This window comes from Streptomyces katrae (assembly GCF_000966975.1).
GTDB lineage: Bacteria > Actinomycetota > Actinomycetes > Streptomycetales > Streptomycetaceae > Streptomyces > Streptomyces katrae.
The window spans coordinates 1-12186 of sequence record NZ_JZWV01000643.1; the positions used below are offsets into that span (position 1 = coordinate 1).

The following is a 12186-nucleotide window of genomic DNA, read 5'->3' on the forward strand; positions in this document are numbered from 1 at the left end:
TGCTCACCCCGACCCGCCCCGTCCGCGTCTACGCCGGGATGAAGATCGGACAGATCATGTTCTTCGTCTCCGAGGGCGCCATCGACCTGTACTCCGGCAAGTACCAGGCGTCCGCCGGGCCGCAGCCCTCCGCCTACTGGCGCGACCTCGGCCCCTCGGCGGTGACGTCGTGATCCTGACCGGACCGGCCATCGCCGCTGCCCGCGACGCGGGCCACATCACGATCGACCCGTACGAACCCGACCGCCTCTCCCCCAACGCCTACGACTGGCGCCTCGGCAGCATCCTCCGCGTCTGCCAGGGCGACTTGGACGCCGCCGCCCCCACCACCTTCCGCGAACTCACCCTCCCCGACGACGGCTACGTCCTCGAACCCGACAACCTCTACCTCGGCCACACCCTGGAGCGGACCGGATCCGAGACCTACGCCCAGCTCCTCAACGGCGACCGGACCACTGGCTGCCTCGGCATCTGGGTCCACGTCTCCGCGCCCCTCGGCCACCAGGGCCACGCCATCCGCTGGACCCTGGAGATCAGGGCCACCCGCCCCGTGCGCGTCCGACCCGGCATGACCTTCGGAAAGCTCGTCTTCCTCCGCACCCACGGCACGCCAGCCAGCTACCAGCAGCACGGCCTCAAGTACCGCACCAGCGAAGGCATCGAAACCTCCCGCCTCTACGAGGAGAACCCCGGAGGCCACCCGTGAACCCCGTCGTCGCCACCGCGCTCGATCTCCCGTACCCCAGCCCCGGCGGAAGCGTCGAACTCTTCCTCGACCTCTACACCGGCGCCCAGCCCGCCATCCCCGCCCGCGCCTTCATGCTCGCCCCCGACGGCCCTCACCCCCGCACACCCGCCGGCCTCGACCTCCTCCACGCCACCGGGAAGTGCATCGGCGGCGACCGCTTCAACCGGTACGTCACCAACCTCCGTCATGCCCTCACGGCCGCCGTCGACCCGCGGCAGATCAGCGTGCTGCACCTCTACCACCTGGCCTTCGGCGCCACCCCGGCCCTCCTGCGCGCCTTCCCCCGCCACCCCCGCATCGCGTTCGTCCACGGCACCGACCTCCTGTACGCCGAGAACCACAGCACCCAGCTCCGCGTCCTGCGCGAGGCCGCGAAGGCGGCCGACGCGATCGTCGTCCCCACCCACGCGATGACCGACCGCTTGCTCAAGCTCGCCCCCAAGACGGACAGGCGCAAGATCGAGAAGATCCCGTGGGGCGTCCCCGACCAGCTCCTGACCGCTCCCCCGTCCCGACCTGCACGACGCCGCGCCAGCCACCTGCGCGTCCTCTTCGCGGGCCGCGTGAGCTCCGAGAAGGGCCTCGAACCCCTCCTCCAAGCCGAAGCGGCCACGCCCTCCATCGAACTGGGCGTCGCCGCACCCCGGTCCCAGTTCCAGGACCTCGTACCGGTCATCCGCCAGCACGGCGTCCACGTCCGCTACCTCGGCTGGTTCCGACGACAGCAGCTGTGGAAGGTCTTCGCCGACCACGACGTCCTGGCCGTGCCCTCCACCACCCTGGAGGCCATGGGCCTCGTCGCCCTCGAAGCCCAGGCCTGCGGCCTCCCCGTCCTCTACCAACCCGTCCCCGGCCTCACCGAGGCCCTCGCCGGCACCGGCATGGCCACCGACTTCACCACCCCGGCCACCGCGGCCCACGACCTCAACCGCCTCCGCACCACACCGGGCCTGCTCGAACTGCTCCGCGCGGCCGGCCGCACCAACGCGGCCCGCTTCCCCCTCAGCGCCACCGCCTCGGCCATCACCGACCTCGGCCGACGGCTCACCTGACACCACCCGTGGCGCAGTCGGGCCGGCCCCGGACACGTCACTAGGCTGGCCAGCGGACCACCCGCGGCCGTACGACGATCGGGAGACCATGACCACGCCCTCCACCGCCCGAATCGAAGACCTCCTCCAGACCGGCGTACGCGAGGAGGTCTACCCCGGCGCGGTGTGGGCGGTCGGGGACGCCGACGGCATCCGCGCGAGCGGAGCCGTCGGTCTCCTCGACCCCGACCGGCCCGACGAACCCATGCGGCTGGACACCGTCTTCGACATGGCCAGCCTCACCAAGATCCTCGCCGTCTGGTCCACGATCGGCACGCTCGTCGAGCAGGGCAAACTTGACCTCCACGCCCCTCTCGGCAGCTTCTGGAACGAGGTCGCCGGCCACCCCCTGGCCCGGGCCACGGCCCACCACCTCCTGACCCACACCGCGGGCCTGCCCCTGCGCGCCAACCTGAAGAACCTCTACGGCACCGACCCCCAGGACATCCGCGACGGCGTCCTCCTCGAAGCCCTCCACCGCCCGCCGGGCGAGGCCGTCGAGTACACCGACCGAGCCGCCCTGATCCTCGGCTACCTAGCCGAACACCTCTCGGGCCAGCCCCTGGACCGGCTCGCCACCGACCGCGTCTGGCACCCCCTGGGCATGACCCGCACCCGCTTCGGCCCCCTCCCTGGCACCGAGGCAGCCCGCTGCGCCCCCACCGAGTACGACGAGGTGATCGGCACCCACCTCAAGGGCACCGCCCACGACTTCTCCGCCCGCCTCCTCGGCGGCGTCTGCGGCATCGCCGGCACCTTCTCCGTCCTCGACGACCTCGCCCTCTTCCTCCGCCACATGCTCGCCCACAACCGGGCTGCCTTCGGCCCCACCTGGATCAAGGACTCCCTCCGCATCCACACCGGCACCCTCACCCCCGCCCGCGGCCTCTTCTGGCACCCCGCTCCCGGCACCGACCCCGCTGAGGACATCTGGGTCCACTACGGCTTCACCGGCACTGGCATGTGGATCAGCACCACCCAGAGCCGCTGGGCCGTCCTCCTCACCAACAAGCTCCGCTTCAACCGCGACCGCGAACCCTTGACGGAGATCCGCAACGCCTTTCGCACGGCCGGGTTCACCTCGCCGCATCGAACCCGGAGAGCATGATCGTTCAACGTTCTTCACAGCGAGGTGCCGCCATGGCGGCATGCACGTAGCGGGAGACGCTTGCGGTCTCCCGGTCGGGCTGCCGACGGATGTCACGCCGGGAAACGATCGCCTAGCGCGGCCAGGACTCGACCCTTGCGGCAAGAAGTGCTGGAGATGACGGTCAGATCACGCCACACAACACCTACCATCATATGATCACTGTTGCTCTGGGTGACGGATCAGGGGTGGGGCGAGCGGTGTACGCGTCCAAGGCGTTGGTAGAGCGATTCCGATCATGCGAGCGGGTGGAGATCCCGCTGCGGCCGGAAGTTACGGTCCTAGTCGGGGAGAACAACGCAGGTAAGTCGAGCGTGATCGACGCGCTCCGACTGCTCACGGATCCCCTGGATGGGCGCCGAATACGGTACTTCGAGGAAGCTGACGTCCTGCAGGCTGCGGCCACGCTGGGCGGCCCTCTCCTGCAACTGGACGTAGCGGGCATCGGTCCGCAGCACAGTGGGGCGTACTTGGAGGCACTGCTGCCCGAAGGAGCTCCCGATAACCGTACCGCGCGGTGGCAGGTGTCCTGGACACCACCGCAGCCGGGCGGACGCCGAGGAAGTACCGTCTGGACGCAGGGCGTGGGCCTCCCCGTCACAGGCGATCCTCCCGCTCGTGGGGGCGTGCGGCATGTCTACCTGCCCGCATTGCGCGACGCGGAGCGAGAGCTGGCCTCGGCTGGCGGGGACCGGGTGCGGATGATCCTTCGCGGGCTGTTGGGAGACGATGAGCAGGTTGATGCCTTCGTGGAACGGATCGGCAGCGATCTGAAGAGGGTGGCCGCGGATCCGGACGTGGCTAGAGTCAGCGAGAAGATTAATGACCCTCTGCGGAACATGACCGTCGGCGCACACCCGCAGACTAGTCAACTCGCCCTGGCTGAGCCTACCTTTGCGTCGATCGCCCGGTCGCTGCGGGTGCTGTTGGGTGATGCCGTTGGCCAGCCTCTTCCGCTGTCGGCCTCGGGGCTGGGCTACTCCAACGCCCTGTTCATCGCCACAGTGATGGCAGAGTTGGACGCAGCAGCGGACGCCGACCTGACCCTGCTGCTGGTCGAGGAGCCTGAAGCGCACCTGCATCCGCAACTGCAGACGCTGCTGCTGCGCTACCTGCAGCAGCGGGCGCGGGCCTCGCGCTGTCGGCCTGCCGGTGACCCGTCCCAGCCGGCCGGGCATCTGCAGGTGGTGGTCACGACCCATTCCCCGATCCTGTCGGCTGCCGCCAGTGTGGAGAATCTGGTGATTATGGCCCGGTGCCCGGCCGGGTTGTCCAGCGGCTGGCAGGCACATCCTTTGCCGATTCCCCGGCTGCATCTGAGCCCAGATCGGATAAGGCATCTGGACCGCTACCTGGATGCCACGAAGAGCGCCCTGCTATTCGCCTCACGAGCGATTCTGGTGGAGGGCATTTCCGAGCTTCTTCTGCTGCCCGCCCTGGCCGAGCGGGTCCTTGCCGCCCCGGCGGGTGCAGACGCACGAGCAGTCCGGGAAGCCTCCGAAGCACTGGAACGCTTCTTCGGCACCACCCGGGTGATCGTCGACGGCGTCGGATTCGAGGTCTATCTGCGGGTGCTTCTGGCACCCGTGGACGGGATGAGCCTGGGACGGCGGGTGGCACTGATCACCGACACCGATGTGGCACCCGACCAGCCGGAACCGCGCCGGCTGCAGTCACTGCGGGCGCTTCCCCTCCGCTGGGGTTCGCCTGGTGAGCTACACCTGGCCGCGGCGCCCCGCACGCTGGAACCGGCGCTGTGGTCGGCCGACAACATCGCCGCCTTGAAGGCCGCGTTCCTGCGGTGTGCGCCGCGCTCGAAGGAACGCTGGGAGCAAGTCGCCCAGGCAAAGGACCCCGCCCTGGCATTCGGGGAGTTGTTCGTCGCGAAGACCAGTCGGACTGCCACGGGCGCGGACGAGCAGGTCGTGAAGGGCACCGAGATCTCCAAGGGCCTCTTCGCCCAGGAGCTCGCCGATGTGCTGGGCGATCCGGCAGTTGAGTTCACCGTGCCCGACTACCTGGCGGACGCCATCCGCTTCATCGTCGCCATCGACAGCGCTGCCGGGGTGATCACGCCATGAGCGAGCCGGAGCAGACGAATACGGTGCGAGCCGACGCCGAGGCACAGCAGAACACCGCAACAACGGTGATCGCTCCGGCCTACGTACCCGCCTGCCCAGGCGCGGGCAAGACGCATGTGATCACCAACCGCCATCTGCAGTCGCCCAGACGGCTGCTACGCCAAGGCCGGGCGCCGCTGCCGCCAGGCGGGCCGCGCCGACCTCGTCCAGGCACCACACTTCATCGGCACGCTCGATTCGTTCTTGTGGGAGTTCCTGGTCAAGCCTCGGCGTCCAGCCGAGCCCGTGCCCCGGCTACTGGACTCATGGGCAAGTATCAAGGCCCCGGTGCAGGGTACAGACCGCGAAATCTCACTGCACCGTTTCCCCATGGCCCTGCACCCTTCACACGATCCAGCGCGCGAGGAGGTGGTCTGGAACAAGCTCGACTACGACACCAGGCAGCTCATCGAAGCCAGCACCTACGACCGCATGGCTTGGCAGGAGAAGATCTTCGCCACCCGCAAGTCTTTGTGCCAGCAGGGATACTTCACCGGGCATGAGGCACGGTTGTTGGCCCTGTGGAACCTGCACAACGCCGAGGCCTCAGCCAAGCTACTGCCCCCGCTACGCTCCCGGTTCGCGGAAGTCGTCGTCGATGAGGCCCAGGACTGCTCAGCCGCCGACCTGGCAATTCTCCAGCTACTGCACGACGCCGGCCTACCGCTGATCCTCGTCGGCGACCCGGACCAGGCCATCTACGCCTGGCGCGGCGCCGAACCGCACGCGCTGGGGAACTTCGCAGCCCGTCTGTCCCACACTCCTCACCGCCTGACGGGCAACTGGCGAAGCTCTCCCGTCATCTGCCACTTGGCGGCCACCCTGCGCACGGGACAACGCCCACCGGACACGTCCGTCATGCGCGACGAAGACATCCCTGTCCTGCTTCTGCCCACCCGGTTCGCCACCTCCGGCAGCCGTCACCTGCACTCTCCGACCGGTGACAACATCGTCGATGTCTTCCGTGCACGCGCCGAGGAGTACGCCATCGAGGCCAAGGACTGCCTCGTGACCGCCTACAAATACGCCACCCTGCCGGGAATTGCCCGGGAGAAGCCCAACACCAACGCCATCACCAGCCTGGCCTGGGCCCGAACCACTGTCCACACCACGGGCGCCTCCAGCGACGACCTCGCCCGGGCCTGCGCCATCGCCGTACGCACCCTGTTCGGCTACTGGTATCCAGGCGAAACGGGAGGCCTCGACCGCATCATGGCTGCCCACCGCCTATCAGCAGGTCAGATCCACCGCACGGCCTTCGCGTTCCTGTACAGCCTGCCAGCCCCCCACAAGGAGTGGGGTCCACAGGTGTGGCAGGCCATGAAGGCCTGGCCCCCTCTGCCCGGAGCCGCTCCGCAGGGCGGCAAGGGCCGCCCCGCAGGAAAGCCCACCCTGGCCCGCTCCCAGTTGGCCACCGGCGTACGCACCAACATCGTCCACCAGCTCAAAGGCGACGAAGCCGACGGGGTCCTGCTACTGCTGCCCGACCTTGGAAGTGTCCAACGATGGGCCACCTCGGATCCGGCCACCGACGAGGTGCTGCGTGTCTGGTACGTCGCCGTCACCCGCGCCCGCCGCTTGGCCGCCATCGCCCTGCCCGAGGAGGAGATCGACGCGCTGGCCCAACTCCTGAAGGGACGCCAAGTACCCGTGCGAGTCACATGATTCCGTTCCCACGTCTCGGGATCAAGGAGTTGTCGGGCTGCCGAAGCCAAGTGACGGTGAGCCAGTCCCGGTAGGTGCCCGCGAGGTCATCGCCGCGGCGTGTACCGCGTTCGAAACGGGAAATCACGGCCGGCCAGACGCTGAAACACTCGGCGACGATGGTCAGGGTGATGTTCTTGGCCTGGTGTGCTGGCGGGAGGTCGGAGACGTCCGCGACGCTGACCGGTGGGGTGAGCCACCCAAAGGGAGTCACCACCCTCATGGTCGACCTCGGAGTGGTGGCGCTACTACACCTCCTTCTCGCTCGCAGGCGACACGGACTCCCGAGAAACACGCTGTGTAGCCGCTTCGGGCTGGCGGCGGATAGGAAATGCGGTGAAAAGACTGCGGCAGGTGCGTCTGCTGCCACACAATCGATCAGGAAGTGACCAAAGGGGGATGGTTCATGGAGCAGGACGGGACCGAGCTTGCTGAGGCGCTCAAGGCTGTACGAGCAGGGCTTTCAGCCGCCCAGCAAGAAGGGGATGGGGCCGCGATCCGGTTCAAGGTCAAAGAGGTCACCTTGGACCTCGGGATCGAGCTTCGGGCCGCTGGGGGAGCATCGGGCGGGGTGAAGGCATTCGTCGTGTCTACCGAGGCTAAGGGTGAGTGGTCGAGGGCCCGGACCCATCGGTTGACAGTGAATCTTGAGATTGACGGCTCGGATCACGTGCTGATCAGTGGAGACGCCACCAGTTTCGGGGAAACCGACGGCGAGAACCTGTTCGAGTAGGCGAGGCGCGCGGTGGAGGCTGCGAGCTGGCCGCGGACTGTGGAGGTTCTCGGCGCAGGCGGCGGTTGCGGGTCGGGCACCTTGATCGCTCCAGGTCTGGTCCTGACTGCGTTGCACGTCGTGGCGCAGGCTGGTGACAGACCACCTGCACCCGGTGGGCGGATCCGGGTATGGGTGCTGCGTGACCGACAGGAACATTCGGTCGAGGTCGTGTGGGTCGGCGACCGGGATCTGGATGCGGTGCTCCTGTCTGGAGACCCGAGACGGCTGGGTAAGGACCTGGCACCAGTGAGATGGGGCGAACTGACCTGTTCGAGGCCGACGGTCCAGCCGACATGCTCGGCCATCGGCTTTCCACGGGCCGCGTGGCGCACGGTCGTCCGCCCAGACGGTAGTCAATCCGTGGTGCACGGCGACCGGGAAGTCGTCGGTCATGTCAGTGCGGTGACCAGCCTGAATGCTGCGAAGTACGACATCGACGTCTCGAACTCCCTAGCTGGCGATGTAGGCGGCAAAACCGGCTGGAGTGGCCTGTCGGGCGCTGGGTTGTTCTGCAACGAAATCCTCATCGGCCTGGTCGAGGCCGTCCCAGAAGCCTGGAGAAGCCGAACCCTATGGGCTCTGCCCGTGCGGCGCCTGCTCGCGCTTCCCACCTTCACCGCCGCGGTGACAACGCACAGCGGCATCACGCCACACTTGGAGTCCGCAGACCAGAGCCCTCTGTTCCACGCCCCTCCCGTTCCTCACATATCACCCTCGTATCTACTCTCACCACAGGCCGAGGTCGTGCCGTTCATGGGCATGGAGAAGGAAATCGCCGAACTGACGTCCTGGTGCACAAACCGGCGAGTAGTGGACGTGGCCGTGGTCTTCGGCCCTGGAGGTGTCGGGAAGACGAGGCTGGCAACTGAGCTCATTCGGCGCATGACCCAACGGCGCTCACCGTGGACGGCCGGGTTCCTGTCCGATGTGCAGAGGGCCAGCGGGTCGCTGGAATCGCTGACGACAAACATATGGCCGCTCTTGCTGGTTCTCGACTATGCAGAGACACGAGTGGACCAGGTTGAAGAGACGCTGCGTCTATGCATGGGTGCGCGTCACACCCATGACAAGGTCCGAATACTGCTGCTAGCCAGATCTGCACAGCAGTGGTGGAGGGATCTCCAAATGGACTGGCAAGGCTCCACGGTGATGGAGAGGGGTACCGTGGTGCGACTGACTGCGGCGGCGGCGCATTCGCGCGCTGGTAGTGCGCGAAACTTCGAAATTGCTACCCACGCCTTCCGCGAACGCATCGCGCATCTTGCCGCAGTCGAGGACCTGTTGCCCGGTTGCGATGAGCCCGAAGCAGTCTCCGAACCTCTAGCTGAAGAGCACTCGGCAGGGCCGGCCGAGGAACTCGTCGTCTCCACCCACATGGCTGCTCTCGCGCAGGTCCTGGAACACGCCATTGTTCCTTCCGCCACCGACATCGTCCGCCCGGTCGATGTTCTCCTGGCCCATGAGAGCAGGTACTGGCGGCACAGCGTGCGCTCACACGGTCTCGACGACGTCTTCCACCACCAACGGGGTTTGCTACGTGAACTCGTCGCCGTTCAACGCATCGTCGGGGCCCAAGAGCGCCGAGACGCATTGAACGCTGTGATGGCAGCCTTTCGCTTCCACGACCGCGACTTCGACAGTCCGCAGCTCCCGAATCACGAGGTGATGCGTCGTATCGAGCAGATGCTTGCCGATCTCTACCCGGCGACGGACGGAGCACGCTGGGGAGCAATGAGCCCGGACATTCTCGCCGCTGAACTGATTGCTCGAGCAGACCACGACAGCGACAGCGAGTTAGTCGTCAGTATCCTTCCCGACACCGGTCTCTCCACCGTCCAGCAGCACCGTGCCATGACTGTCCTCGCACGCGCCACCACACATCAGCCCGCCCTGACCAACAGCATCGCCCGTGCTGTGACCGCTGCGCCAGCCATCCTCCTCGGCACCGCGGTCGATGTCGCAAGCGAGCTTCCCCCAAGTGATGCAATCACCTGGCTGAACGCCATCAAGCCTGCTGCCACTAATCGGCCGAATGCCGGCGAGCATGACTCCACCGACCACCTCCGTCGAATCGAAGCCCTCCTGGACCAGCTCGCGCCGTGCTCCGACCCACCCACCCCTCAGGCCCCCACTGAGCCCACTGAGCCCACCGAGCCCACCGAGCCCACCAGCATGGAGCTTGACGCCAATCCCCGTAGCGAGGCACCGGATACCACCACCCCCGAAGCCGACAATGGCACCTCTGTCGCCGGTCACCTGGGCACCGAGGACCACGAGGAACGCTCCGACCTTCTGAGTCCTTTGCCCTCAGTCCGAAAGACGCGTCGCCGTCGGGCCTCCCTCAGGCTCCACCTCCCTCCAAAGGCCCACCCGGGCGCTCGAGAACCGGTTCCCGCTCGGTTCCGGTTATCGAGCGGGGCCTTCGCTGACCCTCGTAGACAACAGAGGATGGATCAGGCACTGCACTGCCTTGCTGAGGAGGCTCGTAGGTCCGATTGTTCCCTCCCCGCTGTGAATACGATCCTCCTCCGCGTGGACGGCACCGTCGAGCTGAACCTGTCCACCGCTGCTCCGGCCATCGCACCGTTCCGCTCACAAGGAACCGACACGATGTGGCGCTGCCTCAGCGACCACGTTCTTCCCCTCGGACCCGAGACGAGTGCACCATCGGCCCCGTACCCAGCCCTGGTACACCTGGGCTGGACCTCCGACGGAACGATCACACTCGCCGATCTCGAGCATGTCGGACTCGTCAATATCGAAGGATCTGCCAACCGAGTCCAGCCCATCCTCGGCGCGCTGGCCTTCGGGCTCACCAATACGTACCGCTCCAGCCGTACGCAGGTGCATGCCTTAGGTGTCCCTGCACGGGACATCGGCTACGCCAGACAGCACATCACACAGCACGCCACCTTTCAGGGCGCGCTGGAAGCCACTCGTACGCACGCCGAATCAGCCCGCTCCGCGCTCGACGCACTGGGTTTGGCTCATCCCCGTGACGCCCGCCTCCATGACCCAACGAACGACCTGTGGACGCCGCTGATCATTCTTACCGGTCATCAGATGACCAACGAGGCCGCCGCAGAGCTAGGCCACATCCTCGACGCCCGCCCTCGACCCTGCCTGGGCGTCGTTGCCCGCGCCTCATCATCCAGCCGCAACCTGGCCACCGAGTGGACCGTCACTCTCGATCCGTGACCGATCCTGACCGCTGCTGCGCGGGGATCTAGAGGCACGAGCTCTGAGCTCGGCACGATGGAAAGCGTTTCGGACTGCCCACGGGGAGATCAGGCCAGCACTTAGAGGAAGCCACGCACAACCCGTATCGGCGCCACGATCCTTGGACGGCTGCCGAACCACGCACCGAGAAGGGGGACCAGCATGGCAATGTTCCGCCGCCCCATCAATGAACAGCGCGACGAGACAGCCGAGGAGCTCACGCTGCTGCGCACCGAATTCGGACAGGAGTTGCGCACCGGTCTGGCCGAGCTGCGCGGCCTCAACACTGACCTCCGCCAGCAGCTCGGTGCCAGGCTGGAGAGCGGCCTGCAGGATGTCCGGGATGAACTGCGTGACCTCCACCGCGAACTCAACGATGTCCACAAGACAATCACCGAGGCCCGCCGCGAATCGGAATCTCTGCGCTTGGAGCTTGAGACTGCACGTCGTCAAGCCGCCGAAGCACGAACCGAATTTTCCGGTGGAGGAGCGGAAGGCCCGATGCCACCCGTTGCGGCATCCGTCCCCGACGCCATGCACATGACCACCGCGCAGCCGCCCGTCCTGGACAAGGGGTCAGCGCAAGCCCCGCCAGACTCCGAACCTCAGGTGCAAGCCTCCACGCCCGCCATTCAGTGGACGCTGGACGCCGTACTTGAGCAGGCAGCCGGCGTCAGCGCTGCAGACTTGATCTGTCACCGTGACGCATGGGCCTTCATCGTGGAACAGGGTGCCCGAAACGCTCACTTCCGCGTCCCGGGTCTTGCCACCAGCGGTGACGATGCCGAGCAGACCAACGTGACGCTCTCTGGCCGTACCCTGATCGCTGTCCTCAGCGCTCTGCACACAACCCAGCACTCGGACGCGACCTCACGGGAAGACCGCGCGCTCGCCTCGACCTACTACAGCCGGATAGCCAGCGTCATCACGGACGCTCTCCCCGCACAAGGGGATGCCACCAGGACCCGCATCGTCATCGACGACCGCCCCCCGGTCTCCACCGAGCAGTAGCCGCCAGCCCCGGCTCGGCATGTCTGACGAACCGGGGCCCCAGGTGCCCACAATTGCGTTCCGACCGGGAGGAAGCCTTCAGTCGACGACGCGAGGTCCGGCCAACTTGATCTCTTTCTCCCGAACGGGGGCTATGCAGACTCGTGGTGCGCATCACAAGCGCGCTCGCGGCGAGGAAGCGAGGCGACGCTCCATCCGAGGCAGCCTCCGCTGGGGAGAACCTGGGGAGAATGAAGGTCCGTTGGGGAGCGGCTGGGGAGGTTCGGGCGCATCAACAGGTAGCACGCCGAAAGGGCCGGCAAGACTGATCGCCGCAGGTCGGGGTGCCTATGTAGCCGATTTCCGCAGGTCAGCGGTGTGAGGGTGACGAC

At 66.9% G+C, this 12186-nt stretch carries 8 protein-coding genes and 1 pseudogene; all 9 read left to right on the top strand.

Annotated features, from left to right (window positions below):
• Positions 1-173, top strand: a pseudogene (locus VR44_RS47410) (dCTP deaminase); the annotation flags it as partial.
• Positions 170-706, top strand: a complete 537-nt coding sequence (locus tag VR44_RS22940) for a dCTP deaminase (RefSeq protein ID WP_045949466.1) — start codon at positions 170-172, stop codon at positions 704-706. The pseudogene VR44_RS47410 and the gene VR44_RS22940, both read left to right, overlap by 4 nt.
• Positions 703-1800 (top strand): glycosyltransferase family 4 protein, encoded by a 1098-nt coding sequence (locus tag VR44_RS22945; RefSeq protein WP_045949467.1) that lies wholly within the window; start codon positions 703-705, stop codon positions 1798-1800. Before VR44_RS22940 ends, VR44_RS22945 begins: the two co-directional genes overlap by 4 nt.
• An 88-nt stretch (positions 1801-1888) precedes the next feature.
• Positions 1889-2947, top strand: a complete 1059-nt coding sequence (locus tag VR44_RS22950) for a serine hydrolase domain-containing protein (protein ID WP_045949468.1) — start codon at positions 1889-1891, stop codon at positions 2945-2947.
• Between the two features lie 194 nt (positions 2948-3141).
• Positions 3142-5067 carry an ATP-dependent nuclease gene (locus tag VR44_RS22955; protein ID WP_094191851.1) on the top strand — a complete coding sequence of 642 codons (1926 nt, stop codon included), beginning with the start codon at positions 3142-3144 and terminating at the stop codon, positions 5065-5067.
• A gap of 369 nt (positions 5068-5436) precedes the next feature.
• Positions 5437-6771: a UvrD-helicase domain-containing protein gene (locus tag VR44_RS22960; RefSeq protein ID WP_157880383.1), complete on the top strand. Its 1335-nt coding sequence runs from the start codon at positions 5437-5439 to the stop codon at positions 6769-6771.
• A 445-nt stretch (positions 6772-7216) separates the two neighbouring features.
• On the top strand, positions 7217-7543 hold the full coding sequence (locus VR44_RS22970; protein ID WP_052713779.1) for a trypco2 family protein: 327 nt from the start codon (positions 7217-7219) through the stop codon (positions 7541-7543).
• Between the two features lie 12 nt (positions 7544-7555).
• Positions 7556-10783, top strand: coding sequence for a trypsin-like serine protease (locus VR44_RS22975; protein ID WP_094191853.1), 3228 nt, complete (start codon positions 7556-7558; stop codon positions 10781-10783).
• 183 nt (positions 10784-10966) lie between these two features.
• A complete protein-coding gene (locus VR44_RS41415; protein WP_157880384.1) occupies positions 10967-11815 on the top strand; it encodes a hypothetical protein in 849 nt (282 codons plus the stop codon).
• Positions 11816-12186: the final 371 nt, after the last annotated feature.